This is a genomic window from Streptomyces sp. NPDC044064 (assembly GCF_056434245.1).
Genome location: NZ_JBWKFN010000015.1, coordinates 161,173 through 187,670 on the forward strand (window position 1 = coordinate 161,173; position 26,498 = coordinate 187,670).

The following is a 26,498-nucleotide window of genomic DNA, read 5'->3' on the forward strand; positions in this document are numbered from 1 at the left end:
GCGCGGGACGGGACTCAGGCGTCCTGGTGCGGGAAGCGGGCGAGGGGTGTCTCCTGCGCGAAGAACGTCTTGGCGCGCGCCAGCGCGTCGGTGTCCTTCCGTACGTCCCCGGGCGCGCTGCCGTTGCCGAGCAGCACCCCGCCGAAGCGCATCTTCAGATACGCGGCCGAGTTGTTGAGGGTGCCGACGAGGGGCTGGGCGACCGACGGCTCCCGGTCGGCGAGCGCGGCGACACCCCACAGCGTGCGCCCGGCCATCGCCGCCCTGAAGTCGATGCCGGGGGTGCGCAGCCAGCCCGACCAGTAGTCCAGGTACCGCTTGGTGAGGCCGGAGACCGAGTACCAGTACAGCGGCGAGGCGATCACGATGTCCGTGGCCGCGAGCGTGGCGTCCAGCAGCAGGCCGGTCTCGGTGTCCGCGGCCGGTCGTACGCGGTCGCTGTCGTGCCGCACGTCCTCGAAGTCGGGCAGCGTGTGCTCGGCCAGGCGGATCCACCGCTGCTCGACGTCACCGGGCAGCTGCGCGGCGGCCTCGCGGGCCAGCAGTTCGGTGTTGCCGTCGAGGCGGGCACTGCCCAGCACGAACAGGAAGCGGCGGCTCATGGGTCCCCCAAAGCGAGCGATGTCGATACGCGAATACCAGCGCATGCATTTTATGCACACGCAAGCACTTGGTAGCAAGAGGCGTCAGGCGTGCGGCTGGTGCGATGCTGTGACGTCGCGGTTACGCGGGAAGCGGGCTGAGCCGACAGACTGGTTGGCAGGACGCGTACGACCGGGGTGCGACGCCGGGGGAGTGAGGAAACCGATGTCTCGACTCAGCTTCGAGAAGAAGCGGGTGCAGCAGCCCGTGACGCACCCTGCGGTGGTGCAGGTCCGGGTGTCCGGCGAGGGCAGCGCCTCGGTGGGCGGGACGTCGGTCGTCGCGGCTCCGGGCGAGGAGATCCAGCACGCCGTGCTGAACCACCTCCAGCGCCTGGCCATCAGCCTGGGCACCTCCATACGGGCCACGATCCACGACGACCGTGCCGGCTGCGTGGTTCCCCTCGAGGTCTCGGCGGACGGCTCCAGCAGGGTGGCGGGAGACCCCGTCCGGGTCGCTCCGCGCGGCCCGCAGCCGGGTTCCGCGCGGCCGGTCTCCCCGAAGCCGGTTTCCCCGGCCGCGGCGGGTAAGGCCCAGGCTCCCACCGGGCAGTTCGGCCCGCCGCCGGTCATGGACGCGCCCTCGGCTCGCGTCGCCGTACCGGACACCGTGGAGTCACCCCCCGCCTCCGCCGCCGTACCCGAGAGCGACTCCGCCCCGAAGCCCGACCTCGTGTCCGCGTCCTCTTCGGCGTCCGATCTCGTGTCCGCGTCCGCCCCGAAGCCCGACCTCGTGTCCACGTCCACTCCGAAGGCCGACGCTGTGTCCGTGCCCGCCCTGAAGCCCGCCCCTGTGCCCGCCCCCGCCCTGAAGCCCGCCCCCGTGCTCGCCCCCGCTCCGAAGCTCGCCCCCCTGCTCGACCCCGAGCCCGCCCCGGTCGCGTCTGCGACCCCCACCCCCACCCCCGCCCGCGGCTTCGACGCCGTGGCCGAGGAGGTGCTCGGGGACGAGCCCGTGACCGAGACCGCGGAGGGGGCCGAGTTGCTGACCGAGCCGATGGCGCGGATCAACGAGGCTGTCCGGAGCGGCCGTATCGAGGACGCGGCGGAACTCGCCGACCGCACGGTCGTCGAGGCCTCCGGGGTGCTGGGCCCCCGCCACGCCGAGGTGCTGCACCTGCGCGAACTGACCGCCTACATCGCCTACCTGGCGGGCGACCCGGTCCGCTCCTTCGGACTCTCCCTGGACCTCGCGCAGATGCGCCGGCAGGCCGCGGACGCCGAGGGCGCCTACGGCAACGTGCGGAGCGCGGCCACCGCCTGGCGGGCCGTACGCGACCCCGAGGAGGGCCTGCGGATGGGCCGTGACCTGATCGGCCTGTGGGCGGATCTCATGGCGGAGCCGGGACCCGCGGCCGAGGACCCGCAGCCCCTGGAGTCGGCCCGCGCCCGCATGGTCCGCCTGACCGACCGCGCGGCCAAGGCGGCGCAGGCGCAGGCGTAACCGGTCACCCCGCTCCCTGTTCGCGCGCCCGGGCTACTGCACGCAGAACTCGTTGCCCTCCGGGTCCGCCATCACCGTCCAGTCACCGGCGGGCCCCTCGACCTCGTGCAGGACCCGCGCGCCGAGGGCCGTCAGCCGCGCCACCTCGTCCGCGCGCCGCCCGGCGCCGGGGTGCAGGTCGAGGTGGAGCCGGTTCTTGGCCGTCTTGGCCTCCGGGACGCGCTGGAACAGCAGCCGCCGCCCCAGCCCGGTGCCGGAGTCCGGGGCGTAGGGGTCGTCGGGGTGCCGTACGGCGATCAGATCACGGAAGGCGGGGCGGCCGTGGTACTCGACCGTGGCCTCCTCGGGCAGCGCGCCGAGCGACAGCAGTCGTTCGACGAGCGCACTGTTGTCCTCGGCCGTGTAGTGCAGCGCGGCGGCCCAGAAGTCGGCCTGGGCGTGCGGGTCGGCCGCGTCGATGACGAGCTTCCAGTGCAGTGGTGCGGGCGTCTGCGTCGACATGGGCACCACTTATAGCGCCCCCACTGACAGCCGGCCCCTGCGTCAGGCGTCCACCGCGGCTGAGCTGGGCGTCTCGGCGCGGGGCGGCACGACGACCGCCCGCGGCCTCCGCGCGGCACGCAGCGCGTCCGTGGTGAGCAGGATCAGCGCCAGCCACACCAGTGCGAAGCCTGCCCAGCGCGCGGCGGGCATCTCCTCGTGGAAGTAGACGACGCCGAGCAGGAACTGGAAGACGGGGGCCAGGTACTGCAGGAGCCCCAGCGTGGACAGGGGCACGCGGATGGCCGCCGCGCCGAAGCAGACCAGCGGCAGCGCGGTCACGATGCCGGTCGAGGCGAGCAGGGCCGTGTGCCCCGCGCCCTCGCTCGTGAAGGTGGACCGGCCGTGCGCGGAGAGCCAGAGCAGAAAGGCCAGCGCGGGCAGGAACTGGATCGCGGTCTCGGCGGCCAGCGACTCGATGCCGCCGAGGGCGACCTTCTTCTTCACCAGCCCGTAGGTGGCGAACGAGAAGGCGAGGCAGAGGGAGATCCACGGCGGACGGCCGTAGCCGACGGTCAGGACGACCACGGCGGCGACGCCGACGCCGACCGCGGCCCACTGCACGGGCCGCAGCCGCTCCTTCAGGATCAGCACGCCCATCGCTATGGTCACCAGCGGGTTGATGAAGTACCCGAGGGACGTCTCGACCACATGGCCGGCGTTCACGGCCCAGATGTAGACGCCCCAGTTCACGGTGATGACGGCCGCGGCGAGCGCGATGAGGCCGAGCCGCCGCGGCTGCCGCAGCAGTTCCCCGGCCCAGGCCCAGCGCCGTACGAAGAGCAGGGCGACGGCGACGAAGGCGAGGGACCACACCATCCGGTGGGCCAGGATCTCCAGCGCTTCGGCGGGCTTCAGCAGGGGCCAGAACAGGGGGACCAGTCCCCACATGCCGTACGCGGCGAAGCCGTTCAGCAGGCCTGCCCGGTGTTCTCCCTTGGACGTCCCGGCCACGGGCCCCTCCTTCTCGCCTCACTCACGCACGCGAGAACGAAGGTAGCGCCGAGCACCCCCGTCTGTCATGCCCGTATCGGCATACGGTCATGACAGGCGGGGGTGCGGGTCGGTCTCCCGATCCGTCAGCCCTTGAGGGCGGTGGCGACCGCCTCGGCGAGCGGGGTGGTCGGGCGGCCGGCCAGGCGGGACAGGTCGCCGGAGGAGACGACGAGTTCGCCCTTCTCGATGGACGCGTCGACGCCGACGAGGATCTCGACGAACGGCGCGGGCACGCCGGCGCCCGCCAGGATGCCCTTCAGGACCTCACCGGTGACGGCGTTGTAGGCGATCTCCTTGCCGGTCTGCCGGCTCAGCTCGGCCGCGTACTCGGCGAAGCTCCACGCCACGTCGCCGCCCAGCTCGTACGTCGTGTTCTCGTGGCCCTCGCCGGTCAGCACGGCGACCGCGGCGGCCGCGTAGTCGGCGCGCGAGGCCGAGGAGACCCGGCCCTCGCCGGCCGCCGAGACGACCGCGTCGTGCTCCAGCACCGGGGCCAGGTTCTCGGTGTAGTTCTCGTGGTACCAGCCGTTGCGCAGCAGGCTGTAGGGCAGGCCGGAGGCGAGCAGCGCCTCCTCGGTGGCCCGGTGGTCGTCGGCGAGCGCGGCCTTGAGGCCGCCCGGGGCGCTGGTGTACGCGAGCAGCGCCACGCCGGCCGACCTGGCGGCGTCGATGACGACCCGGTGCTGCTGTATCCGGCCCTTGTCGAACTCGTTGCTGGAGATCAGCAGGACCTTGTCGCCGGCCGCGAACAGGCCGTCGAAGGTGTCGGGCGCGTTGTAGTCGGCGACCGCGAGCTTCACCCCGCGGGCCGCGAAGTCGGCGGCCTTCGCCTCGTCGCGGACGACGGCGGTGATCTGCTCCGCCGGAACCTTCTCCAGCAGCTGTTCCACGACGTGACGGCCGAGGTGTCCGGTGGCTCCGGTGACGACGATGCTCATGGTCAGGAATCTCCTTGTGGGGTGGCTATGGCACTCACCCTAGGAGGTGCACTAACCAAGCGAAAGTACCCACTTTGAAGTAAGGTACTGGCATGGCAGTAAGTAACTCGCGTGCGCGCACCGGAGCCGAGGCCGAGGCCATGTGCCCCTACCGGCTCGTCCTGGAGCACGTCACCAGCCGCTGGGGCGTGCTCGTCCTGATCGAGCTGATGGAGGGCTCGCGACGGTTCAGCGAGCTGCGGCGGGCGATCGACCAGGTGGGCCGCATCAGCGAGAAGATGCTCACCCAGACCCTGCAGACCCTGGAGCGCGACGGCCTGGTCCACCGGGACGCCAAGCCGGTCATCCCGCCCCGCGTCGACTACTCGCTCACCGGCCTCGGCCGGGAGGCGGCGGAACAGGTGCGGTCCCTGGCGCAGTGGACGCACGACCGCATGGGCGACGTGGAGAAGGCCCGCCGGACGTACGACGAGGCCCGGGAACTCCGCTCCCGGGCCTCGTGATCACAGAAGAGCGGGATCAGCCGACGACCGTCCAGGTGTCCCCGCCGGCCAGCAGCGCGGCCAGGTCGCCCTTGCCGTGCTGCTCGATGGCCGTGTCCAGCTGCTCGGACATCTGGACGTCGTACACCGGCCGCTCGACGGAGCGGAACACACCGATCGGGGTGTGGTGCAGCGTGTCGGGGTCGGCCAGCCGGGAGAGGGCGAAGGCGGTGGTGGGGGACGCGGACCTCGCGTCGTGCACCAGGATGTCCGCCTCGTTCTCCGGGGTCACCGTCACCACCCTCAGGTCACCGGTCTGCCGGTCCCGTACGACACCATGCCTGCCGTTGGTGCCGAACCGGATCGGCTGCCCGTGCTCCAGGCGGATCAGGGCCTCGTCCGCCTGCTGCTTGTCCTTCAGGGCGTCGAAGGCGCCGTCGTTGAAGATGTTGCAGTTCTGGTAGATCTCGATCAGGGCCGTGCCCGGGTGGTCGGCGGCTGCGCGCAGCACCTCGGTCAGGTGCTTGCGGTCGGAGTCGATCGTGCGCGCGACGAAGGACGCCTCCGCGCCGATCGCCAGCGACACCGGGTTGAACGGCGCGTCCAGCGAGCCCATCGGGGTCGACTTGGTGATCTTGCCGACCTCGGAGGTCGGGCTGTACTGGCCCTTGGTCAGGCCGTAGATCCGGTTGTTGAACAGCAGGATCTTGAGGTTGACGTTGCGGCGCAGGGCATGGATCAGATGGTTGCCGCCGATGGACAGGGCGTCGCCGTCACCGGTGACCACCCACACGCTCAGATCCCGGCGGGAGGACGCCAGGCCCGTCGCGATGGCCGGGGCGCGGCCGTGGATGGAGTGCATCCCGTAGGTGTTCATGTAGTACGGGAAACGGGAGGAACAGCCGATGCCCGAGACGAAGACGATGTTCTCCTTCGCCAGGCCCAGCTCCGGCATGAACCCCTGGACGGCGGCCAGGATCGCGTAGTCACCGCAGCCCGGGCACCAGCGCACCTCCTGGTCGGACTTGAAGTCCTTCATGGACTGCTTGGCCTCGGCCTTGGGGACCAGCTGCAGCAGCGAGTGGGTGGCTTCAGTCATCGATGGCCTCCTTCAGCGCGGCGGCGAGCTGTTCCGCCTTGAACGGCATGCCGTTGACCTGGTTGTACGAGTGCGCGTCGACCAGGTACTTCGCCCGGATCAGGGTGGCGAGCTGCCCGAGGTTCATCTCGGGGATCACCACCTTGTCGTACGAGGTGACCACCGCTCCGAGATTGCGCGGGAACGGGTTGAGATGGCGCAGATGGGCCTGTGCGATCGACTCGCCCGCCGTGCGCAGCCGGCGTACCGCGGCGGTGATCGGCCCGTACGTCGAGCCCCAGCCCAGGACCAGCGTCTTCGCCCCGTGCGGGTCGTCGACCTCGAGATCCGGCACGTCGATGCCGTCGATCTTGGCCTGGCGGGTGCGGACCATGAAGTCGTGGTTGGCCGGGTCGTAGGAGATGTTGCCCGTGCCGTCCTGCTTCTCGATGCCGCCGATGCGGTGCTCCAGACCCGGCGTGCCCGGGATCGCCCACGGGCGGGCCAGGGTCTGCGGGTCCCGCTTGTACGGCCAGAAGACCTCGGTACCGTCCTCCAGCGTGTGGTTCGGGCCGGAGGCGAACTGCACGCGCAGGTCCGGCAGCTCGTCCAGGTCCGGGATCCGCCACGGCTCGGAGCCGTTGGCCAGATAGCCGTCGGAGAGCAGGAAGACCGGGGTGCGGTAGGTCAGCGCGATCCGGGCGGCCTCCAGGGCCGCGTCGAAGCAGTCGCCCGGGGTCCTCGGGGCGACGATCGGGACCGGGGCCTCGCCGTTGCGGCCGAACATGGCCTGCAGCAGGTCCGCCTGCTCGGTCTTGGTCGGCAGACCGGTCGAGGGTCCGCCGCGCTGGATGTCCACGACCAGCAGCGGCAACTCCAGGGAGACCGCCAGGCCGATCGTCTCGCTCTTGAGCGACACACCGGGACCGCTCGTCGTCGTCACCGCGAGCGAGCCGCCGAAGGCCGCCCCCAGCGACGCGCCGATGCCGGCGATCTCGTCCTCCGCCTGGAAGGTCCGCACGCCGAAGTTCTTGTGCTTGCTCAGCTCGTGCAGGATGTCCGACGCCGGCGTGATCGGGTACGAGCCCAGGAACAGCGGCAGATCCGCCTGCTGCGACGCGGTGATCAGGCCGTAGGCCAGGGCCAGGTTCCCGGAGATATTGCGGTAGGTGCCGACCGGGAAGGCCTCGGTGGCCGGGGCGACCTCGTAGGAGACCGCGAAGTCCTCGGTCGTCTCGCCGAAGTTCACGCCCGCCCGGAACGCGGCGATGTTGGCGGCCGCGATGTCGGGCTTCTTGGCGAACTTGGTCTGCAGGAACTTCTCGGTGCCCTCGGTGGGCCGGTGGTACATCCAGCTCAGCAGGCCGAGGGCGAACATGTTCTTGCTGCGCTCGGCCTCCTTGCGGGAGAGGTCGAACTCCTTCAGTGCCTCGACGGTGAGGGCGGTCAGCGGCACGGGGTGCAGGCTGTAGCCGTCCAGCGAGCCGTCCTCCAGCGGGGAGGCGGTGTAGCCGACCTTCTGCAGGGCACGCTTGGTGAACTCGTCCGTGTTGACGATGATCTCGGCGCCGCGCGGCAGGTCGCCGATGTTGGCCTTCAGAGCGGCCGGGTTCATCGCGACCAGCACGTTCGGCGCGTCGCCCGGGGTGAGGATGTCGTGGTCGGCGAAGTGGAGCTGGAACGAGGAGACGCCGGGCAGGGTGCCGGCAGGGGCGCGGATCTCGGCGGGGAAGTTCGGCAGGGTGGAGAGGTCGTTGCCGAAGGACGCGGTCTCCGAGGTGAACCGGTCACCGGTGAGCTGCATGCCGTCACCCGAGTCCCCCGCGAACCGGATGATCACCCGATCCAGGCGCCGCACGTCCTTGGCTCCGCCCGGTTTGCGCTGCTCTCCCACGACGGTTCCGTCGGCCTGCTCCGCTGGGCTGCTGACCTGACTGGTCACTGAACTGGACCTCCTTCGAGGCGGCTGTTCCGGGGATGGTCGTCCCAGGGACCATCCCGGTATCAACCCTACGTCGGTTAGGGTCGCCTTCCCGTGGCCATCCGCGGACGGGTGGCTTTTCGGGACGGCTGGTCGCGCTGACTTCTCATGATTTCCCGTATCACTGGAGCATCGATCAAGACGCTCCCCGCGTATTTCCCGGTTGTCTCCTGCGGCCTCCCACCCGGACGTCCGGTCTCCACAGAAGCCGGACGGACTGACACGCTGCTGACACAGTGTCAGCCCGTTACGAGTTCAGGTAGGTGAGAACGGCCAGAACACGCCGGTGATCGCCGTCACTCTGGGAGAGCCCGAGCTTCAGGAAGATGTTGCTGACGTGCTTCTCCACGGCCCCGTCGCTGACCACCAGCTGCCGGGCGATCGCCGAGTTCGTCCGGCCCTCCGCCATCAGCCCCAGCACCTCGCGCTCACGCGGGGTGAGCCCCGCCAGCACGTCCTGCTTACGGCTGCGCCCGAGCAGCTGCGCGACCACCTCGGGGTCCAGCGCCGTACCGCCCTCGGCCACCCGCACCACGGCGTCCACGAACTCCCGCACCTCGGCGACCCGGTCCTTGAGCAGATAGCCCACGCCCCGGCTCGAACCGGCCAGCAGTTCGGTGGCGTAGCGCTCCTCCACGTACTGCGACAGCACCAGCACCCCGAGCCCGGGGTGCGCCTTGCGCAGCCGTACGGCCGCCCGCACGCCCTCGTCGGTGTGCGTCGGCGGCATCCGTACGTCCGCCACCACCACGTCGGGCAGCGTGCCCTGCGCGTCCAGGTCGGCGATGGTCTTGATCAGCGCCTCCGCGTCCCCGACGCCCGCCACGACATCGTGCCCGCGGTCGGTCAGCAACCGGGTCAGGCCCTCCCTGAGCAGCACCGAGTCCTCGGCGATGACGACCCGCACTCTGTCCTCCACGATCTCCCGGCCCCCCACAGCCCGACCTTCCGACGGTGTCCTGTACGAAGGTCCAGCATTCCAGCATTCGGGCCGCCGCGCCCAGGAGCTGCGGAATCGGGGGATGTCGCAGGAGGCCGTACCGCGGTCGAAGTGCGCCCTCAGACCTCCCGGAACGGCTCGCGCCCTCAAGTACGCCGGGGCAGCCGAGACGCTCTCAAGCACGCCGGGGCGGCTCGCGTCTCAGGCCCGCCAGGGCAGCTGGCACCCTTAGGCCCGCCGGGGCAGCTGGCACCCTCAGGCCCGCCGGGGCGGCTCGAGCCCTCAGGCCCGCTGGGGCGCCAGCACCCTCGTGCCCGCCGGGTCACCCGCATCCTCACGCCCGCCAGGGCAGCTCCGCGATCACCCGGGTGGGGCCGCCGGCCGGTGAGTCCACCACCAGGATCCCGTCCACCGCGTCCAGACGGCCGGCCAGGCCCGCCAGGCCCGAGCCCCGGGTCGCGTCCGCGCCGCCCACCCCGTCGTCCACCACCTGGAGCATCAGCCGGTCCTCCGCGTGCCACACGTCGACCGAGGCGGAACGCGCCCGGCTGTGCTTGCTGATGTTCTGCAGCAGCTCGGAGACGGTGAAGTAGGCGATCCCCTCGATGGCGGCCGCCGGCCGGGCCGGCAGGTCGACCTCCACCCGCACCGGGACCGTGCAGCGGGAGGCGACCGAGGAGAGGGCCGCGTCCAGGCCCCGGTCGGTCAGCACGGCCGGATGGATCCCGCGCGCGAGGTCGCGCAGCTCCTGCAGGGCCGTCTTCACCTCGCCGTGGGCCTCCTCCACCATCCGGGCCGCCGCCTGCGGGTCCTCCTGCAGTTTCTCCTTGGCCAGGCCCAGATCCATGGCCAGGCTCACCAGCCGGGCCTGCGCCCCGTCGTGCAGGTCCCGCTCGATGCGGCGCAGATCGGCGGCCGCCGTGTCCACCACGACCCCGCGGTCCGACTCCAGCTCCACGACCCGCGCCGACAGCCGCGACGGACCGAGCAGCCCGCGCACCAGCAGCCCGTCCACCGTGGTCAGCCCACGTACGACCCAGGGCGTGGCCAGCGTGAACAGCAGGCCGACCAGCGCGGTCACGGTGATCTCGAACGGGTTGTCGAGATAGACGCTGTGCTGCGCGTCGCCGTACAGCTGCAGACCGCCCTGGCCGCCGTACATCGGGAACACCCAGAACCACAGCGGGTACGTCAGCAGCGCCCAGCCGTACGCCCAGAAGTTCACCGCCACGACGAACGAGAACAGCGACCAGGGGAACTGCAGCAGCGTGTACAGCAGATGCCGCCACGACGTGCCGCTCTTCAGCACCGCGCCCATCCACGCGAACGCGCCCTGCCGGCGCGCCCGCAGCGGCTCCGGGTCGGCCACCTCCAGGCGCAGCAGCGCACGCGCGCGCGTGCGCTCCAGCGCGCCGAAGCCGCGGCAGCTCGCGAGCGCCGCCGCCAGCACGGGGATGCCGAGGAAGGTCACCAGCAGGCCCGCGCCGAGCGCCACCATGGTGACCGTCCAGCTGAACAGCACGACCGAGATCGGCAGGCTCAGCAGCACATAGCCGAACTCGCGCCAGCTGCGCGCCTCGAACGGTGCCCGCAGCGCGGCGGGCAGCAGGTGGCGGCGCTCCCCGTCGGGGGCGGGGAAGCCGGATCCGGCCGGGTGCCCGTGTCCCCGCCCGTACTCCTGTCCGTACTCCGTGGCCATCGGTGTCGTCCCGTTCTCCTCGTCCTGGCGGCGTGCTGCCGTGACTCCCAGCCTGGTGCGCGGCGCCTTCCCGGGCCATGGAGGCCGTCGGCCTCTTGAGCCGGGGGTTTTCCCCACCCTCCGGGGGCGTGCCGGGTGCGCCGGGCGTGCGCCTACTCCTTGCGGTCCCGCCAGGGCAGCTCCGCCGTGACCACCGTCGGGCCGCCGGCCGGCGAGTCGACCACGAACAGACCGTCCACCGCGCCCAGCCGCTCCGCCAGCCCCCGCATCCCGCTGCCGCCCTCCAGAGTGGCGCCGCCGCGGCCGTCGTCCCGTACCTGGATGAGCAGCCGGTCGTCCGAGCGCCACACCTCCACCGCGGCCGAGCGCGCCTGGCTGTGCTTGCTGATGTTCTGCAGCAGCTCGGAGACGGTGAAGTAGGCGATCCCCTCGATGGCGGCCGCCGGCCGGGCCGGCAGGTCCGCCGTCACCTTCACCGGGACCGTGCAGCGGGAGGCGACCGAGGAGAGGGCCGCGTCCAGGCCCCGGTCGGTCAGCACGGCCGGATGGATGCCCCGGGCGAGGTCGCGCAGCTCCTGCAGCGCGAGCTTCACCTCGCCATGCGCCTCCGCCACCATCGTGGCGACGTGTTCGTCGGCCTGGCCCTCCCGCAGCTTCTCCTTGGCCAGGCCGAGGCCCATCGCCAGGTTCACCAGCCGGGCCTGCGCCCCGTCGTGCAGGTCCCGCTCGATGCGGCGCAGATCGGCGGCCGCCGTGTCGACCACGATCCCGCGGTCCGACTCCAGCTCGGCGATACGGCGTTCCAGCTCGTCTGAGGGCGACAGCAGCCCGCGCACCATCGCCCGGTCCACGTTGGTCAGTCCCCGCGTGATGAACGGCAGCACCGGCCACAGCACGAACAGCGAGGTCAGCACGAGGGTGAAGGTGAGGATTCCCCAGGGCAGCCGGATGAAGTCGTACAGCAGTGTCCGCCAGCCCACCGGGTCCTTCAGCGCCAGCCACAGCCGCTGCATCGGCCCCCCGCCCCTGGCGATCGGCAGCGGCGTCGGCTCCTCGACCCGCACGCCGAGCAGCGCCCGGGACCGGATCCGCTCCAGCTTGCCCAGTTGCCGGGCGCCCAGCAGACAGACGGCCAGCAGCGGGAGTCCGATCACCGTGAGGGTGAGTACTCCGCTGACCAGCACCACGGTGAACACGTAGGTGAAGCCGAGCAGCGCCACCGGCAGGTTCAGCAGGAGATGCGCGATCTCCCTCCAGGTGTGCGGGCCGAGGGCGAACCGGGCCGGAGGCAGACGGTCGGGGCCGTCGGTCCGGTCGGCGGCGGAGGCGGGAGTGGTCATACCGGCCAGCCTGCCGTGCCCGGCACCCCTTGCGCCATGCGGTCCACCGCCCCTGTTCCCGGGGGAAAACCCCACCCTCCGCACGGTCCCCACATCTCACGGTGTGACGGGCTGCTTACCGTGTCTTTATCAGGGCCTAGACTCCGGTGCGTACAGATCCTCGAATCACGTTGCATCACAGGGTTCACCAAGTCACGAGGTCAGGGAGCGAGGGCGGACGGTGCGGGAGACGTTGGGGCACTCGACGATCGCCGCGGCGGACGTCGCGGCCGGCTACTTCCGGTCCTATTCGGTCGTGGGACTGCTCGCCCTCATCGGCGTGCTCTTCGTCGCGGTCGCGTTCGGCGCCGGACGGCTGCTGCGCCCGGTCGTGCCCACCCCCGAGAAACTCCTGACCTACGAGTGCGGGGTCGACCCCGTCGGCGAGGGCTGGGCCCACACCCAGGTCCGCTACTACGTCTACGCCTTCCTGTACGTGATCTTCGCGGTCGACTCGATCTTCCTGTTCCCCTGGGCGACGGTCTTCGCCGCCCCCGGCTACGGCGCGACGACCCTGGTGGAGATGTTCATCTTCCTCGGCTTCCTCGCCGTGGGCCTGCTGTACGCCTACAAGAAGGGGGTCCTGACATGGGCGTGAACCCGTCCGGTGACGTGAACCCGTCCGGTGCGGAGCCTCTCCTGCTTCCCGAGCCGAAGCGGCTGGGCGCTCTCGCCCGGCTCGCGCCCGAGCCCATGAAGGTGGTCCTGAACTGGGGCCGCCGCTACTCGCTGTGGGTGTTCAACTTCGGCCTCGCCTGCTGCGCGATCGAGTTCATCGCCGCGTCGATGGCCCGCCACGACTTCATCCGCCTCGGTGTCATCCCCTTCGCGCCGGGCCCGCGCCAGGCCGACCTGATGGTCGTCTCCGGCACGGTCACGGACAAGATGGCCCCGGCCGTGAAGCGCCTGTACGAGCAGATGCCGGAACCCAAGTACGTCATCTCCTTCGGCGCCTGCTCCAACTGCGGCGGTCCGTACTGGGACTCCTACTCCGTGACCAAGGGCGTCGACCAGATCATCCCGGTCGACGTGTACGTCCCCGGCTGCCCGCCGCGGCCCGAGGCGCTCCTCCAGGGCATCCTCAAGCTCCAGGAGAAGATCGCCCGCGAGTCGCTGGAGGAGCGGTACGCCTCCCACCGGCCGTCCACCGCCGCCCTGCAGAGCGGCCTGGTGAAGCCCCCGGCGCCTGCTTCGGCCTCGGCCTCGGCTTCGGCCTCGCCCGAGGAGGGTGCGCGATGAGCACGGTCGGCTGGCTGCCCGCCCCCGCCGAGGAACTCTTCGGTCCGCAGGCCACGGCCGAGGAGTCGTACGAGGTCCTGACGGTGGACGTCCCGCCGTCCTCCTGGCTCACCGCCCTGGAGACGGCCCGTACGACCCTGTCCTGCACCTACTTCGACTGGCTGAGCGCCGTCGACGAACCGGGCACGGGCTTCCGCGTCTCCGCCCACGTCGTCGCCCTCGCGCCGGTCCGCCGCCTGCTCGTGCGGACGACGGTCCCGCACGAGGCGCCGAAGCTGCCTTCCGCCGTCGGCGTCTACGCGGGCGCGGCCTGGCACGAGCGCGAGACCCACGAGATGTTCGGGGTCGACTTCGAGGGCCACCCGGGCCTGGAGCACCTCCTCCTCCCGGAGACCTTCGAAGGCCACCCCCTGCGCAAGGACTTCGTCCTCGCCGCCCGTGTGGCCAAGGCCTGGCCCGGCGCCAAGGAGCCGGGCGAGTCCGAGCACGGTGGCCCCAAGCGCCGCCAGATGCTCCCGCCGGGTGTCCCGGACCCGAACGAGTGGGGCCCGCTGAAGGGCCAGCTGCCGCCTGCCCCGGCCCGCCCGGCCCGTCCGGCCCGCGCGGCGGGGGAGCGGCCGGCACGTGCGGCCACAGAGCGCGCCGCGGCCGGCGAGCGTCCGGCACGGCGGACGCGTACGGCGGCGGAGGGCTCGGCCAGCCAGGCATCCGACCAGGCCGCGGAGACTGCGGCTGGAGCGGCTGGAGCGGCTGGAGCGGCTGGAGCGGCTGGAGCGGCTGGAGCGGCTGGAGCAGCCGGGGCGGCCGGGACCGGTGGTGCTGCCGCGCGGCCGCGTCGGACGAGGAGCGCGAGCGAGGGCTCGGCGAGCCAGGCGGCGGCCGGGGCTGCGGCGGAGGCACCGGCAGGTCCGCGCCGCGCGCGCAGTGCCTCGGAGGGCTCGGCCTCCCAACACACCCCGCGCAGCTCGGACGCCCCCTGGCACCACGCGCGCCCGGCGTTCGAGGAGCAGCAGAAGCCGGAGCAGGCACCGGAGCGCGAGCAGGCACCCGACGAGAACCGCGCTCCCGAGCCGCAACCCGAAGCACCTCAGGCACCCGAGGGCCCCAAGGCACCCGAGGCCCCGAAGGCACCCGAGGCCCCGAAGGCACCTGAAACCCCCAAGGCGCCCGAGGACCGGAGCACCTCCGACAGCTCTGACGCCCCCCGCGGCTCCGAAACCCCCGAAACCCCCGACGACCCCACAGGAGGCCCGCAGTGAACGACGCGCTGGACGTCGCCCTGCGACTCGTGGCCGTGTTCGTCGTCTTCCTGACCTTCCCCCTCATCGTCGGCCAGACCGAGCACAAGGTGATGGCCCACATGCAGGGCCGCCTCGGCCCGATGTACGCGGGCGGCTTCCACGGCTGGGCCCAGCTCATCGCCGACGGCGTGAAGTTCGCGCAGAAGGAGGACGTGGTCCCGGCGGGCGCCGACCGCCGCGTCTTCCAGCTGGCCCCCGCCGTGGCCCTGCTGCCGTACCTGCTCGTGCTGCTTGCCGTCCCGATCGGGCCGAGCGCGGGAGCGGTCGGCCAGGTCCTGGACGCGGGCATCTTCTTCGTGCTCGCGGTGATGGGCGTCGGCGTCCTCGGCTCGCTCATGGCCGGCTGGGCCAGCGCGAACAAGTTCTCCCTGCTCGGCGGCCTGCGCACGGCCGCCCAGCTGCTTGCCTACGAACTCCCGATGCTGCTCGCCGCGGCCTCCGTGGCCATGGCGGCAGGCACCGTCTCCCTGCCGGGCATCCTGCACGCCTTCCACTGGTGGTGGCTGCCCTGGCAGATCGTGGGCGCCGTCGTGTTCTTCGTGGCCGGCCTCGCCGAACTGCAACGCCCGCCCTTCGACATGCCCGTTGCCGACTCGGAGATCATCTTCGGCGCGTACACCGAGTACACCGGTCTGCGCTTCGCGCTGTTCCTGCTCGCCGAGTACGCCGGAATCATCGTCCTGTGCGCTCTGACCACCGTCCTCTTCCTGGGCGGCTGGCACGGCCCCTGGGGCGCCGACGGCCTGGGCTGGCTGTGGACCCTGCTGAAGACCGCGATCCTCGCCTTCGTCGTCATCTGGCTCCGCGTCACCTACCCCCGCATGCGCGAGGACCAGCTCCAGAAGCTCTCCTGGACACTCCTCGTCCCCCTCTCCCTCGCCCAGATCGCCCTCACCGGCGTCGTCAAGGTGGTGATCTCCTAATGGCCCCCATCCCTGGCTCCGGCCTGGCCAAGGGCCTGGCCGTCACCCTCCGCACGATGACGAGGAAGTCGGTCACCGAGCAGTACCCGGATGCCCAGCCCGAACTGCCGCCCCGCACCCGCGGGGTCATCGGCCTGTTCGAGGAGAACTGCACGGTCTGCATGCTGTGCGCCCGCGAGTGCCCGGACTGGTGCATCTACATCGACTCCCACAAGGAGACGGTCCCGCCGGCCGCCCCCGGCGGCCGCGAGCGCAGCCGCAACGTCCTCGACCGGTTCGCCATCGACTTCTCCCTGTGCATGTACTGCGGTATCTGCATCGAGGTCTGTCCTTTCGACGCGCTGTTCTGGTCCCCGGAGTTCGAGTACGCCGAGACCGACATCCACGAACTCACCCACGAGCGCGACAAGCTCCGCGAGTGGATGTGGACCGTCCCCGCCCCGCCCGCCCTGGACGCGGGCGCGGAGGAGCCGAAGGAGATCGCCGCCGCCCGCAAGACCGCCGAGAAGCTGGCCGCCGCACAGGCCGAACCGCAGGAGGGGGAATCGTGAGCCTCGCCGCAGCCCAGCACGGCTTCCTGTCCCCGACCGGTGTCGAGATCGCCTTCCTGCTCGTCGGCCTGGTCACCTTCGGCGCGGCCCTCGTCACCGTCACCACCCGGCAGCTGGTGCACGCCGCCCTGTGGCTGGTGGTCACGCTCGGCGGCCTCGCCGTCGAGTACCTCCTGCTCACCGCCGAGTTCATCGCCTGGGTGCAGGTCCTCATCTACGTCGGCTCCGTCGTCGTCCTCCTCCTGTTCGGCCTGATGCTCACCAAGGCCCCCATCGGCCGCTCCCCGGACGCCGACTCCGGCAACCGCTGGATCGCCCTCGCCGTCGCGGTGGCCGCCGCCGGCGCCCTGGTGTGGGTGGTCGCCGACGCGTTCCGCACGACCTGGATCGACCTGACCGGCCCGGCTGCCGGCACCACCAGGGTCACCGGCGAGAGCCTCTTCCAGAACTGGGTCCTGCCCTTCGAGGCCCTCTCGGTCCTCCTCCTCGCGGCCCTGGTCGGCGCGATCGTCCTGTCCCGCAAGGCGAAGGCGGACACGGCCTCCGGCACGACGGGCCAGGCCTCCGGCACCCCGGCCACGGCCTCCGGCGCCCCGGCCACCCCGGTGACCGTCCCCGGCGACAAGGAAGGCGCGCGCTGATGCACCTCGTCTATCCCGCCGTTCTCTCCGCCCTCCTCTTCTGCACCGGCCTGTACGGCGTCCTCGCCCGCCGCAACGCGATCCTGGTCCTGATGTCGGTCGAGCTGATGCTCAACGCCGTCAACCTCAACCTGGTCGCCTTCGACGTCTGGCTCAGCCGGGCCGCCGCGGAGACCCTGCACTCCGGTCAGGCGCTGACCCTGTTCACCATCGCCATCGCCGCCGCCGAGATCGGCATCGGCCTGGCGATCGTGCTCGCCGTGTACCGCAACCGCGGCACCTCCGACATCGACAAGCTCCGCGACACCGCCGAGGGCCACGGCGACGACACCGACGGCCCCGGCACCGACACCCCAGCGGCCGAGAAGGCTGAGGCCACCGCGTGACCACGACCACCCTCGCCGTCCTCGTCCCCCTCCTGCCGTTCCTGGGCGCCGCTGCCGGCCTGCTGCTGGGCCGCACCGCCCCCGGTTTCGTCCGCCCGCTCGCCGTACTGCCGGCCCTGGCCGCGCTCGTGCTGGCCGCGCTGGTCGCCGTACGCCAGGGCGGCGGGCCGCCCATCGTGGCCCACACCGAGATGACCCCGACCGGTTCGGTGCCGATCGAGCTGTCCCTGGACATCGACGGCTTCGCCGCGCTCGTCGCCGTCCTGGTCGCCTTCGTCGCGACCTGCGTGCAGATCTACTCGACGGGCTACCTGCGCGACGACCCTCGCTACCCCTCGTACGCGGCCCTCGTCTCCCTGTTCACCTCCGCGATGCTCGTGGTCGTCTACTCCGGCGACCTGATCGTGCTGCTGGTCGGCTGGGAAGTCATGGGCATCTGCTCCTACTTCCTGGTCGGCCACTACTGGGAGACCCCCGAGGCCCGCGCCGCCTCCCTGAAGGCCTTCCTGGTCACCAAGCTCGGTGACGTGCCGTTCCTCATCGGCCTGTTCGCCCTGGGTACGGACGCCGGCTCGTTCCAGATCACCCGCGTCCTGGGCGCCGTGGCCGGCGGTGGCATCGACCACCCGACCCTGGTCGCCCTGCTGCTGCTCGCGGGCGTGGCCGGAAAGTCGGCGCAGTTCCCGCTGCACACCTGGCTCCCCGACGCGATGGCGGGCCCGACGCCCGTCTCGGCGCTGATCCACGCCGCGACGATGGTCGCCGCCGGTGTCTACTTCGTCGCCCGTCTCCTCCCGGTGTTCGAGGCGTCCCAGGCCGCGATGGTGGTCCTCGCCGTCATGGCCGCCGTCACGATGACCGGCTCCGGCCTCGCCGCGCTCGCCCAGGACGACATCAAGCGCGTCCTCGCCTACTCGACGATCGGCCAGCTCGGCTACATGACCGGCGCGCTCGCCGTCGGAGACCGCGGTGCCGCCGTCTTCCACCTCCTGTCGCACGGCGCTTTCAAGGCGCTGCTGTTCCTCGCGGCCGGCGTGATCATCCACGCCGCCGGCACCAACTCGCTGGCTGCCATGTCCCGCATGAGCCACCTGCGCGACCGCGTCCCGGACGCCTACTGGACGATGACCGTGGCGCTCCTCGCGCTCGCCGCCGTCCCTCCCTTCAGCGGCTTCTTCTCCAAGGAGTCCGTCCTGGGCGCCGCCGAGCACGTGGCCACCGGCCACACCGACCACGCCCCCGGCGCGGCGGGCTGGACCGTCCTCGTCGCCGGTCTGCTCACGGCCCTGCTCACCGCCGCCTACGCCACGCGCCTGTGGCTGCTGGCCTTCCGCGGCAAGGGCGCCGAAGCCCCCGACCACGGCCGCCAGCCGCTCACGATGACCGTCGTGCTGTGGGTGCTGGCCGTGCCGTCCCTGGCCTTCGGCGGGCTGGCCTACCGCTCGCTGCCCGCCTGGTTCGACGGCCGCGACCTGACCCCGACGCTCCTCACCTCCGTCCTCGGCACCGGCCTCGCCCTGGTCGGCGGGCTCGTCACCTACGGCACCTGGCAGCGCACCCGTGCGCTCGCCGCCCGCGTCCCGGCAGCGCCCACGCCCTCCTTCGAGTGGGAGAGCCTCCAGGGCGAGGCCGCCGCCCACCCGGAGGGCGACGCGAGCCTGGTCGAGGCCCACGCCCTCGCCGACCACGGGCCGGCCTACGGCGAACTCGCCCACGCGCCCGACCCCGGCCGGCTGCTGCTCGGCCCGCTGTACCGGCACGCTGCCGTCGGCTTCCACCTGGACGCCGTCTACTCGGCGTTGTTCGTCCGCCCGGTGCAGGCCGGAGCGAGCCTCGTGCGGTTCCTCGACAGCGCGGTCGTGGACACCTACGTACGCGGTGCGGCCGCCCTGCCCCGGCTGCTCGGGGCCGCGGTGCGGCGTGCGCAGACCGGCAATGTGCAGACCTATGTGAGCGCGCTGCTCGCCGGTGCCGTCGTCCTGACGGTGACCGTCCTCCTCGTCGCCACGGGAGCGTGAGCAGGCGTGATCGATATCAACGAGTCCGTGATGCAGTTCCTTCTGGCGTTCGTCGTCGTCGGCCCGCTCCTCGGGGCGGTCGCCGCTCTCCTGCCGGCCCCGCCCGGGCTGAAGGGGAAGTCGCCCGGGCAGGCCGTGCTGCGGCACGGTGTGACGGTGACCGGCGCGATCCTCATCGCGGCGATCGTCCTCGCGCTCGGCTTCGACCACGACCAGCCGTCGAAGATGCAGGCCACGACCGACATCAGCTGGATCCCCGCACTCGACGTGCGGATCCACCTCGGCATCGACGGCATCTCCCTCCCCCTTCTGGTCCTGACCGCGCTGCTGACCTTCCTCTGCGCGCTCTACTCGTACTTCAAGCCGCCGGCGGGCCCGTCCCCGAAGGCGTTCGTCGCGCTGGTGCTCCTGCTCGAGTCCGGCACCCTCGCGACCTTCGCCGTCCTCGACCTGCTGCTGTTCTTCCTCGCGTTCGAGATGGTGCTCATCCCGATGTACTTCCTCATCGCCCGCTGGGGCGGCGAGGGCCGGACCCGGGCCGCGTGGAAGTTCATCCTGTTCACGCTGCTCGGCTCCGTCGTCATGCTGCTCGGCCTCCTCCTGATCGGAATCAAGGCGGGCACGTTCGACATGGTGGCACTCGCCACTGACAACGGCCGGTCACTGACCACATCCGTGCAGGTCATCGCCGTTCTGGCGATCGGGATCGGGCTCGCGGTCAAGACGCCGATGTGGCCGCTGCACAGCTGGCTGCCCGACGCCCACACCTCCGCCCCGACCGTCGGCTCGGTCCTGCTGGCCGGCGTCCTGCTGAAGATGGGCACGTATGGATTCGTCCGGATCCTGCTGCCGATCGCGCCGGACGGCTTCCGCACCTTCGCGCCCTACCTCGCCGCGTTCGCCGTCGTCGGCATCATCTATGGGTCCCTGGCCTGCCTGGCCCTCGCCAAGCAGGGCGCTAAGGGCGACCTGAAGCGGCTGATCGCCTACTCCTCCGTCGGCCACATGGGCTTCGTCCTGCTGGGCATCGCCACCATGACCCCGACCGGCGTGAACGGCGCCCTCTTCGCGAACATCGCCCACGGCCTCATCACCGGCCTCCTGTTCTTCCTGGTCGGCGCGCTCAAGGACCGCACCGGCAGCACCGACCTCGACACCCTCGCGGAGGAGACCGGCGCCGCGCTCTACGGCAAGGCCCCGCGCCTCGGCGGACTGCTCGCCTTCGGCGCCGTGGCCTCGCTCGGCCTGCCCGGACTCGCCGGGTTCTGGGGCGAGATGCTGGCCCTGTTCGGCGCGTTCAACCCCGCCGCCGACCTCAGTCGGCCCGCGTTCCTCACCTTCATGGCGATCGGCGCGTTCGGCACCCTGCTGACGGCCGCGTACATGCTGATCGTGGTCCGCCGGGTCTGCATGGGCGCCGTACCGCAGGACATGCCGAAGCTCGCGGACGTCCAGGGCTACGAGTTCGCGGCCTGGACCCCGCTCGTCGCCCTCACCGTCGTCGCCGGACTGTGGCCGAGGGTCCTGCTCGGCCTGACCGACCCGGCCGTGCAGCAGCTCCTCGCAGGAGGCACCCGATGAGCGCCCTGGCCCAGCCGCTGGCCCAGTCCACGGTGCAGTCCGTGGTCCAGTCCGTCGACTGGCTCGCGATCGCGCCGCCCACCATCGCCGCGGTGGTCGCGCTCGCCGTCCTCGTCGCCGACCTGTTCGTCCCCGAGGCACGCAAGCCCCTCCTCGGCTGGATCTCCGTCGCGGGCCTCGCCGCGGCCACACTGATGCTGCTGCCGCTGCTGGACGGCGACCGCAGCACCTTCTGCCTGCCCCGCGACCCGAGCTTGTGCAGCTACACGGCCGACCACTTCACCCTGGTCATCCAGTTCCTCGCCCTCGGCGGCGCCCTGCTGGCCGCCCTGATGTCGGTGACGAACCTCAGGGACGATCACCAGCGCGTCCCGGCCGGGGAGTTCTGGTTCCTGCTGCTGTCCTCCGCTGCCGGCGCCGCGCTGCTGCCCGCCTCCCGCGACCTGGCCACGCTGATCGTGGCCCTGGAGGTCGCCTCCCTGCCCGCCTTCGCCCTCGTCGGCATCCGGCACGGCGACAAGCGCTCCTCCGAGGCGGCCCTGAAGTTCTTCCTGTCCTCGGTCACCGCCACCGCGGTCAGCCTGATGGGCATCAGCTTCGTCTACGCCTCCACCGGCACCCTCTACCTGACCCGGATCGCCCAGCGGATCCAGCACGTCGACGGCCGGCTCGACACCCTCGTCCAGACCGGCGTCGTCCTCACCCTCGTCGGCTTCGCCTTCAAGACCGCCGCCGTCCCGTTCCACTTCTGGGTGCCCGACACCTACGTGGGCGCGCCGCTGCCCGTCGCCGCCTATCTGTCGGTCGTCGGCAAGGCCGTCGGCTTCTCCGGCCTGATCCTCGTCACCGTCGTAGCCCTCCCGTCCTATGCCGACGTCTGGGGGCCCGCGCTCGCCGCGCTGGCCGCCCTCACCATGACCGTCGGCAATGTCGGTGCCCTGCGCCAGCAGGCCACGCGCGCTTACAGCGCCGTACGCCTGCTCGCCTGGTCCTCGGTCGGTCAGGCCGGCTACCTCCTGGTGCCGATCGCCGCCGCCGCGTACGTCAAGGACGGCCAGAAGGCCATCGGCTCCACGGTCGCGTACGCCCTGATGTACGGCGCCGTGAACCTCGGCGCCTTCGCCGTGGCCGCCCTGGTGGGCCGTACGAAGTCCCTGAACCGGATCAGCGACTACCGGGGCCTGTACGCGTCCAACCCGGCCGCAGCCCTCCTCCTGGCGTTCTTCCTGCTCTGCCTCGCCGGACTGCCGCCGGGCGTCATCGGCCTGTTCGCGAAGGTGACCGTGTTCGCGTCGGCCGTCGACGCGGGCCTGGGCTGGCTCGCCGTGGTCATGGCCGTCAACGTGGTGATCGCCCTCTTCTACTACCTCCAGTGGACGGCCCTGCTGTTCCGCGCCCCCGAGGGCGCCCCCGCGCGGCACCGGGTCCCGGCCCCCCTCACCGCGGCGCTCGCCCTCACCGGAGTCGTCGGCGTGGTCCTCTCCGGCGCACCCCAGCTGGTCCTGCGCTTCGCGGCCACCGGACTGTTCTGAGGACGCGCACGCGCGCGTGGGGCACCCGCGACCCCACGCGCGCGGCGAGGCGCAAGAGGCGCACGGAAGGACGTAAGAGCACGTCACCCGTACGGCCGACGTGCCCCGACGTCCGCTCAAGGGAACTTGGGGCCGCCGCCTGGCGTTGACCAGAACGGGAGGGTCCACTGGACCAAAGGGTTCCCCTGCTGCACGACTTGGAGGGCGTACCGTGCACCGCCGGCACAACGGGCTCAGGACCGCCGTACTCCTCGGGGGACTGTCCGCACTCATCATCGTCATCGGCAGCTTCTTCGGCCGTACGGGACTGATCGTGGCGGTCCTGGTCGCGCTGGGCACGAACGCCTACGCGTACTGGAACAGCGACAAGCTGGCGCTCCGCGCGATGCGTGCCCGCCCGGTGAGCGAGTTCGAGGCTCCCGCGCTGTACCGGATGGTCCGCGAGCTGTCCACGCAGGCCCGCCAGCCCATGCCCCGCCTGTACATCTCCCCGACGGAGGCACCCAACGCCTTCGCGACCGGCCGCAACCCGCGCAACGCGGCCGTGTGCTGCACCGAGGGCATCCTGCGCCTGCTCGACGAGCGCGAGCTGCGCGGCGTCATCGGCCACGAGCTGAGCCACGTCTACAACCGCGACATCCTGATCTCCTCCGTGGCCGGCGCCCTCGCCTCGGTGATCATGTTCCTGGTCAACTTCGCCTGGCTGATCCCGGTCGGCCGCTCGGACGACGACGACGGCCCGGGCCTGCTCGGCCTGCTGCTGATCATGATCCTGGGCCCCATCGCCGCCTCGCTCATCCAGCTGGCCATCAGCCGCTCCAGGGAGTACGAGGCGGACGCCTCGGGCGCCCAGCTCACCGGCGACCCGCTGGCCCTCGCCGGCGCCCTGCGCAAGCTGGAGGTCGGCACCCAGCAGCTCCCGCTGCCCCCCGAGCCCCGGATCGAGACCGCGAGCCACATGATGATCGCGAACCCCTTCCGCGCGGGCCAGGGACTGTCCAAGATGTTCTCCACGCACCCGCCGATGGCGGAACGCATCGCCCGGCTCGAGAAGATGGCAGGTCACCACCAGTGAAGACCATCCTGAACGTCATTTGGCTCGTTCTGAGCGGATTCTGGCTGTTCCTCGCCTACCTGCTCGCCGGCGTGCTGCTGTGCATCACGATCATCGGTATCCCGTTCGGCATCGCCGCCTTCCGCATCGGCGTCTACGCCCTGTGGCCTTTCGGGTACACCACGGTCGAGCGCCGGGACGCGGGTGCGCCCTCGTGCGTCGGCAACGTGCTGTGGCTGATCCTGGCCGGCTGGTGGCTGGCCCTCGCCCACATCACCACCGGCATCGCCCTGTGCCTGACGATCATCGGCATCCCGTTCGGCATCGCCAACTTCAAGATGATCCCGGTCTCCCTGCTGCCGCTGGGCCGCGAGATCGTCCGCACGGACGAGCCGTTCGCGGCCCGCTGACCCAGGGCCTGCCGGGCAGGCCTAGCGCCCGGAAGCCTCGTCGGCCGTGCCGGAGCGGTGCCCCGCCCGCCATCGCCGAACGCCGTAGGCCGCCACGCCCACGGCCAGCACGCCCGCCCCGACGGCGACCGAGGCCGACGGGAGGGCGAACGCCAGCGTCGCGCAGCCGAGCAGCCCCACGGCCGGCACGAGGCGTGCCGACAGTGCCGGACTCAGCGTCCAGGCGGAGGCGTTGGCCACGGCGTAGTAGGCCAGCACGCCGAACGAGGAGAAGCCGATCGCGCCGCGCACGTCCACCGCCGCGGCCAGCACGGCGACCACCGCGCCGACGGCCAGCTCAGCCCGGTGCGGGACCTGGAACCGCGGATGCACAGCGGCCAGCGCCCGGGGCAGATGACGGTCGCGGGCCATCGCGAGCGTCGTCCGGGACACCCCGAGGATCAGCGCGAGCAGCGACCCCAGCGCGGCCACCGCGGCGCCCACCCGCACCACGGGCGCGAGCCCCGGCGCCCCCGCCGCACGCACCGCTTCGGCCAGCGGCGCCCCCGCGTGCCCCAGCCGGTCCGGGCCGAGGACGGCGAGCACGGCCACCGCCACGGCCACGTAGACGACCAGCGCGATTCCGAGCGCCAGCGGAATGGCACGCGGAATGGTGCGCGCGGGATCCCGCACCTCCTCGCCCAGGGTCGCGATGCGCGCGTACCCGGCGAACGCGAAGAACAGCAGACCGGCGGCCTGCAGCACCCCGCCCACACCCGACGACACCCCGATGCCGAGGCGCCCGGCATCGGCCTCCGCGGAGGTCAGGCACACGACCACCACACACGCGAGGACGGCCAGCACCACGGCCACGATCACCCGCGTCAGCCACGCCGACTTCTGGATGCCCCCGTAGTTCACCGCGGTCAGGGCCACCACGGCCGCCACGGCCACCGCGTGCGCCTGCGCGGGCCACACGTACGCCCCCACGGTGAGTGCCATGGCCGCGCAGGAGGCCGTCTTGCCGACCACGAACGCCCAGCCGGCGAGATAGCCCCAGAACGGTCCCAGCCGCTCCCTGCCGTACACGTACGTGCCGCCGGAGGCCGGATAGAGAGCGGCCAGGCGGGCCGAGGACATGGCGTTGCAGTAGGCCACCACGGCAGCGACGGCCAGACCGATCAGCAGCCCCGGTCCGGCGGCGCGCGCGGCCGGGCCGAGGGCGGAGAAGATGCCGGCCCCGACCATCGAACCGAGGCCCACGATCACGGCGTCCCGCACGCCCAGGGTGCGGCGCAGACCGGTGTCGGAGGTGGTCATGCGCCGCACCCTACTGATCTCCGCAACCGCGTGGTGGACCGGTGGCGTCCTCTTCATCGACACGGCACGAACACGCGCGCTACGGACAGCCGATCCTCACCGGATTCTCAAGGGCCGGACAGTGCGGACACAGCGCGGGAGGGCAGGTTCACGGCATGAGCATCATCGGTTGGATCATCCTGGGGCTTCTGGCCGGAGCCATCGCCAAGGTCCTGCTGCCCGGCCGCGACCCGGGCGGCTTCATCGGCACGACCCTCATCGGCATCGCGGGCGCGTTCATCGGCGGCTGGATATCGGCGCGCTGGCTGGACCACCCGGTCAGCAAGCACTTCTACGACGGCGCGACCTGGGCCGCGGCGATCGGCGGCTCGCTCGTGCTGCTGATCCTCTACCGCATCCTGTTCGGCAACTCGCGCGACTGACGAACGCACACCACATGCGGGAAGGGTGGGCCACCTCCGGGTGCCCACCCTTCCCGCATGTCTCCCGCCGGTGTCCTACCGGTAGTTCACGAACTGCAGCGCGAAGTCGAAGTCCTTGCCCTTGAGCAGCGAGATCACGGCCTGCAGGTCATCGCGGCTCTTGGAGGTGACGCGCAGCTCGTCGCCCTGGACCTGGGCCTTCACGCCCTTCGGGCCCTCGTCACGGATGATCTTCGCCACCTTCTTCGCGTTCTCCTGGGAGATGCCCTCCTCGATGGACGCGAAGATCTTGTACTCCTTGCCGGAGAGCTGGGGCTCGCCCGCGTCCAGCGCCTTGAGCGAGATGCCGCGCTTGATCAGCTTGGACTGGAAGACGTCGAGGACAGCGTTGACCCGGTCCTCGGAGTTCGCCTCCATGAGGATCTTGTCGCCGGACCACGAGATCGAGGCACCCACGCCCTTGAAGTCGTAGCGCTGCGAGATCTCCTTGGCGGCCTGGTTGAGGGCGTTGTCGACCTCCTGCCGCTCGACCTTCGAGACGATGTCGAAACTGGAGTCGGCCATGTCCTGTGGCTCCTTGTATCGGGTGCGAATCGGGTGCGTGGCGGCGGCCGCCTAGCCCGGTGTGGAACCGGGCCGCATCCGCACCAGCCTAGCCACCCGGCGACCAGAGGGGCGCAGATGAATCGGGTGGCGAAGCACCCCTCGGCATCGGGTATTGTTTACGTCGTTGCCAGGGAGCGCCGCCGAAAAGCGGTTCGAAGGGCAGCAACCCAGGCGGTGTGCCCGAGCGGCCAAAGGGAGCAGACTGTAAATCTGCCGGCTCAGCCTTCCCAGGTTCGAATCCTGGCGCCGCCACACTGGGGATGACCCCCTCCGACCAGCCATTACGGTAGGTCGGAGGGGGTCTCTTCGTTTCTGACGTCCGTTCGATTCGACGCCGGATTCACCGGGCGTGTCTCACTCCGTCCCACTCGTATCCCACCTCTGATCAGCGCGTCTCCCCCAGGTGTCCCCCCGGGG

26 protein-coding genes and 1 tRNA gene are annotated in these 26,498 nt (G+C 71.4%); 16 read left to right on the forward strand and 11 right to left on the reverse strand.

The genetic code is table 11. From position 1 onward, the window contains the following. Positions 1-14: 14 nt before the first annotated feature. Positions 15-602: a flavodoxin family protein gene (locus AC07DS_RS24625; RefSeq protein WP_479148551.1), complete on the reverse strand. Its 588-nt coding sequence runs from the start codon at positions 600-602 to the stop codon at positions 15-17. Between the two features lie 205 nt (positions 603-807). Here AC07DS_RS24625 and AC07DS_RS24630 point away from each other — a divergent pair, with 205 nt between their 5' ends. Beyond that, on the forward strand, positions 808-2,085 hold the full coding sequence (locus tag AC07DS_RS24630; RefSeq protein ID WP_479148553.1) for a tetratricopeptide repeat protein: 1,278 nt from the start codon (positions 808-810) through the stop codon (positions 2,083-2,085). A gap of 33 nt (positions 2,086-2,118) precedes the next feature. Here AC07DS_RS24630 and AC07DS_RS24635 read toward each other — a convergent pair whose 3' ends face one another. The 3 genes from AC07DS_RS24635 to AC07DS_RS24645 form a co-directional block, all read right to left on the reverse strand. Beyond that, on the reverse strand, positions 2,119-2,586 hold the full coding sequence (locus AC07DS_RS24635) for a VOC family protein (RefSeq protein ID WP_479148554.1): 468 nt from the start codon (positions 2,584-2,586) through the stop codon (positions 2,119-2,121). Positions 2,587-2,628: 42 nt separating this feature from the next. Next, a complete protein-coding gene (gene rarD, locus AC07DS_RS24640; RefSeq protein WP_479148556.1) occupies positions 2,629-3,579 on the reverse strand; it encodes an EamA family transporter RarD in 951 nt (316 codons plus the stop codon). Positions 3,580-3,704: 125 nt separating this feature from the next. Then, the gene (locus AC07DS_RS24645) at positions 3,705-4,559 is read right to left on the reverse strand and encodes an SDR family oxidoreductase (RefSeq protein WP_479148559.1); all 855 of its coding nucleotides are present in this window, start codon (positions 4,557-4,559) and stop codon (positions 3,705-3,707) included. Between the two features lie 92 nt (positions 4,560-4,651). Here AC07DS_RS24645 and AC07DS_RS24650 point away from each other — a divergent pair, with 92 nt between their 5' ends. Then, positions 4,652-5,062 carry a winged helix-turn-helix transcriptional regulator gene (locus AC07DS_RS24650; RefSeq protein ID WP_479148561.1) on the forward strand — a complete coding sequence of 137 codons (411 nt, stop codon included), beginning with the start codon at positions 4,652-4,654 and terminating at the stop codon, positions 5,060-5,062. 16 nt (positions 5,063-5,078) lie between these two features. Here AC07DS_RS24650 and AC07DS_RS24655 read toward each other — a convergent pair whose 3' ends face one another. The 5 genes from AC07DS_RS24655 to AC07DS_RS24675 all read right to left on the reverse strand — a co-directional run bounded on the left by AC07DS_RS24655 (position 5,079) and on the right by AC07DS_RS24675 (position 12,079). Continuing rightward, a complete protein-coding gene (locus AC07DS_RS24655; RefSeq protein ID WP_479148563.1) occupies positions 5,079-6,140 on the reverse strand; it encodes a 2-oxoacid:ferredoxin oxidoreductase subunit beta in 1,062 nt (353 codons plus the stop codon). Next, complete coding sequence (locus AC07DS_RS24660) at positions 6,133-8,061, reverse strand: 2-oxoacid:acceptor oxidoreductase subunit alpha (RefSeq protein WP_479148565.1); 1,929 nt, start codon at positions 8,059-8,061, stop codon at positions 6,133-6,135. Before AC07DS_RS24660 ends, AC07DS_RS24655 begins: the two co-directional genes overlap by 8 nt. A 286-nt stretch (positions 8,062-8,347) precedes the next feature. Further along, a complete protein-coding gene (locus tag AC07DS_RS24665) occupies positions 8,348-9,007 on the reverse strand; it encodes a LuxR C-terminal-related transcriptional regulator (protein WP_315903872.1) in 660 nt (219 codons plus the stop codon). 367 nt (positions 9,008-9,374) lie between these two features. After that, a complete protein-coding gene (locus AC07DS_RS24670) occupies positions 9,375-10,739 on the reverse strand; it encodes a sensor histidine kinase (RefSeq protein WP_479148567.1) in 1,365 nt (454 codons plus the stop codon). Between the two features lie 152 nt (positions 10,740-10,891). Then, positions 10,892-12,079 (reverse strand): sensor histidine kinase, encoded by a 1,188-nt coding sequence (locus AC07DS_RS24675; RefSeq protein WP_479148569.1) that lies wholly within the window; start codon positions 12,077-12,079, stop codon positions 10,892-10,894. A gap of 220 nt (positions 12,080-12,299) precedes the next feature. On the opposite strand from AC07DS_RS24675, the gene AC07DS_RS24680 reads away from it, so the two are divergent. From AC07DS_RS24680 to AC07DS_RS24735, 12 genes are all read left to right on the forward strand, one after another. Further along, positions 12,300-12,716 carry an NADH-quinone oxidoreductase subunit A gene (locus tag AC07DS_RS24680; RefSeq protein WP_393467498.1) on the forward strand — a complete coding sequence of 139 codons (417 nt, stop codon included), beginning with the start codon at positions 12,300-12,302 and terminating at the stop codon, positions 12,714-12,716. Then, complete coding sequence (locus AC07DS_RS24685; protein WP_479148572.1) at positions 12,707-13,357, forward strand: NADH-quinone oxidoreductase subunit B; 651 nt, start codon at positions 12,707-12,709, stop codon at positions 13,355-13,357. Before AC07DS_RS24680 ends, AC07DS_RS24685 begins: the two co-directional genes overlap by 10 nt. After that, positions 13,354-14,616, forward strand: a complete 1,263-nt coding sequence (locus AC07DS_RS24690; protein WP_479148574.1) for an NADH-quinone oxidoreductase subunit C — start codon at positions 13,354-13,356, stop codon at positions 14,614-14,616. The genes AC07DS_RS24685 and AC07DS_RS24690 overlap by 4 nt, the downstream gene beginning before the upstream one ends. Then, on the forward strand, positions 14,613-15,581 hold the full coding sequence (locus tag AC07DS_RS24695; protein WP_479148575.1) for a complex I subunit 1/NuoH family protein: 969 nt from the start codon (positions 14,613-14,615) through the stop codon (positions 15,579-15,581). The genes AC07DS_RS24690 and AC07DS_RS24695 overlap by 4 nt, the downstream gene beginning before the upstream one ends. Beyond that, entirely contained in the window at positions 15,581-16,132 is a 552-nt protein-coding gene (locus AC07DS_RS24700; protein WP_145886751.1) for a NuoI/complex I 23 kDa subunit family protein, read from the forward strand. The genes AC07DS_RS24695 and AC07DS_RS24700 overlap by 1 nt, the downstream gene beginning before the upstream one ends. Continuing rightward, the gene (locus AC07DS_RS24705; protein ID WP_479148578.1) at positions 16,129-16,773 is read left to right on the forward strand and encodes an NADH-quinone oxidoreductase subunit J family protein; all 645 of its coding nucleotides are present in this window, start codon (positions 16,129-16,131) and stop codon (positions 16,771-16,773) included. Before AC07DS_RS24700 ends, AC07DS_RS24705 begins: the two co-directional genes overlap by 4 nt. Next, entirely contained in the window at positions 16,773-17,159 is a 387-nt protein-coding gene (nuoK, locus tag AC07DS_RS24710) for an NADH-quinone oxidoreductase subunit NuoK (RefSeq protein WP_145886746.1), read from the forward strand. The genes AC07DS_RS24705 and nuoK overlap by 1 nt, the downstream gene beginning before the upstream one ends. Further along, entirely contained in the window at positions 17,156-19,177 is a 2,022-nt protein-coding gene (locus AC07DS_RS24715) for an NADH-quinone oxidoreductase subunit 5 family protein (protein WP_479148580.1), read from the forward strand. The genes nuoK and AC07DS_RS24715 overlap by 4 nt, the downstream gene beginning before the upstream one ends. Before the next feature lie 6 nt (positions 19,178-19,183). Beyond that, positions 19,184-20,758: an NADH-quinone oxidoreductase subunit M gene (locus AC07DS_RS24720; protein WP_479148582.1), complete on the forward strand. Its 1,575-nt coding sequence runs from the start codon at positions 19,184-19,186 to the stop codon at positions 20,756-20,758. After that, entirely contained in the window at positions 20,755-22,290 is a 1,536-nt protein-coding gene (locus AC07DS_RS24725) for an NADH-quinone oxidoreductase subunit N (RefSeq protein WP_479148584.1), read from the forward strand. Before AC07DS_RS24720 ends, AC07DS_RS24725 begins: the two co-directional genes overlap by 4 nt. 211 nt (positions 22,291-22,501) lie before the next feature. Continuing rightward, positions 22,502-23,365, forward strand: a complete 864-nt coding sequence (gene htpX, locus AC07DS_RS24730) for a zinc metalloprotease HtpX (protein WP_145886739.1) — start codon at positions 22,502-22,504, stop codon at positions 23,363-23,365. Next, positions 23,362-23,754: a YccF domain-containing protein gene (locus tag AC07DS_RS24735; RefSeq protein WP_145886737.1), complete on the forward strand. Its 393-nt coding sequence runs from the start codon at positions 23,362-23,364 to the stop codon at positions 23,752-23,754. Before htpX ends, AC07DS_RS24735 begins: the two co-directional genes overlap by 4 nt. A gap of 21 nt (positions 23,755-23,775) precedes the next feature. Here AC07DS_RS24735 and AC07DS_RS24740 read toward each other — a convergent pair whose 3' ends face one another. Next, a complete protein-coding gene (locus AC07DS_RS24740; protein ID WP_479148587.1) occupies positions 23,776-25,053 on the reverse strand; it encodes an APC family permease in 1,278 nt (425 codons plus the stop codon). 155 nt (positions 25,054-25,208) lie between these two features. On the opposite strand from AC07DS_RS24740, the gene AC07DS_RS24745 reads away from it, so the two are divergent. Beyond that, entirely contained in the window at positions 25,209-25,475 is a 267-nt protein-coding gene (locus tag AC07DS_RS24745; protein WP_145886733.1) for a GlsB/YeaQ/YmgE family stress response membrane protein, read from the forward strand. 75 nt (positions 25,476-25,550) lie between these two features. On the opposite strand, the gene AC07DS_RS24750 is transcribed toward AC07DS_RS24745, so the two are convergent. Next, the gene (locus AC07DS_RS24750; protein ID WP_145886731.1) at positions 25,551-26,039 is read right to left on the reverse strand and encodes a YajQ family cyclic di-GMP-binding protein; all 489 of its coding nucleotides are present in this window, start codon (positions 26,037-26,039) and stop codon (positions 25,551-25,553) included. A 212-nt stretch (positions 26,040-26,251) separates the two neighbouring features. On the opposite strand from AC07DS_RS24750, the gene AC07DS_RS24755 reads away from it, so the two are divergent. Continuing rightward, positions 26,252-26,333, forward strand: a tRNA-Tyr gene (locus AC07DS_RS24755). The last annotated feature ends 165 nt before the right edge of the window (positions 26,334-26,498 follow it).

What these genes read in the sequence shown, in the direction of transcription:
- AC07DS_RS24630 (WP_479148553.1), top strand. Translation starts at nt 808, where the DNA reads ATGTCTCGACTCAGCTTCGAGAAGAAGCGGGTGCAGCAGCCCGTGACG.
- AC07DS_RS24750 (WP_145886731.1), bottom strand. Translation starts at nt 26,039, where the DNA reads ATGGCCGACTCCAGTTTCGACATCGTCTCGAAGGTCGAGCGGCAGGAG.
- AC07DS_RS24650 (WP_479148561.1), top strand. Translation starts at nt 4,652, where the DNA reads ATGGCAGTAAGTAACTCGCGTGCGCGCACCGGAGCCGAGGCCGAGGCC.
- nuoK (WP_145886746.1), top strand. Translation starts at nt 16,773, where the DNA reads ATGCACCTCGTCTATCCCGCCGTTCTCTCCGCCCTCCTCTTCTGCACC.
- AC07DS_RS24645 (WP_479148559.1), bottom strand. Translation starts at nt 4,559, where the DNA reads ATGAGCATCGTCGTCACCGGAGCCACCGGACACCTCGGCCGTCACGTC.
- AC07DS_RS24700 (WP_145886751.1), top strand. Translation starts at nt 15,581, where the DNA reads ATGGCCCCCATCCCTGGCTCCGGCCTGGCCAAGGGCCTGGCCGTCACC.
- AC07DS_RS24685 (WP_479148572.1), top strand. Translation starts at nt 12,707, where the DNA reads ATGGGCGTGAACCCGTCCGGTGACGTGAACCCGTCCGGTGCGGAGCCT.
- AC07DS_RS24625 (WP_479148551.1), bottom strand. Translation starts at nt 602, where the DNA reads ATGAGCCGCCGCTTCCTGTTCGTGCTGGGCAGTGCCCGCCTCGACGGC.
- AC07DS_RS24675 (WP_479148569.1), bottom strand. Translation starts at nt 12,079, where the DNA reads ATGACCACTCCCGCCTCCGCCGCCGACCGGACCGACGGCCCCGACCGT.
- AC07DS_RS24690 (WP_479148574.1), top strand. Translation starts at nt 13,354, where the DNA reads ATGAGCACGGTCGGCTGGCTGCCCGCCCCCGCCGAGGAACTCTTCGGT.
- AC07DS_RS24740 (WP_479148587.1), bottom strand. Translation starts at nt 25,053, where the DNA reads ATGACCACCTCCGACACCGGTCTGCGCCGCACCCTGGGCGTGCGGGAC.
- AC07DS_RS24670 (WP_479148567.1), bottom strand. Translation starts at nt 10,739, where the DNA reads ATGGCCACGGAGTACGGACAGGAGTACGGGCGGGGACACGGGCACCCG.
- AC07DS_RS24635 (WP_479148554.1), bottom strand. Translation starts at nt 2,586, where the DNA reads ATGTCGACGCAGACGCCCGCACCACTGCACTGGAAGCTCGTCATCGAC.
- AC07DS_RS24725 (WP_479148584.1), top strand. Translation starts at nt 20,755, where the DNA reads ATGAGCGCCCTGGCCCAGCCGCTGGCCCAGTCCACGGTGCAGTCCGTG.
- AC07DS_RS24745 (WP_145886733.1), top strand. Translation starts at nt 25,209, where the DNA reads ATGAGCATCATCGGTTGGATCATCCTGGGGCTTCTGGCCGGAGCCATC.
- AC07DS_RS24655 (WP_479148563.1), bottom strand. Translation starts at nt 6,140, where the DNA reads ATGACTGAAGCCACCCACTCGCTGCTGCAGCTGGTCCCCAAGGCCGAG.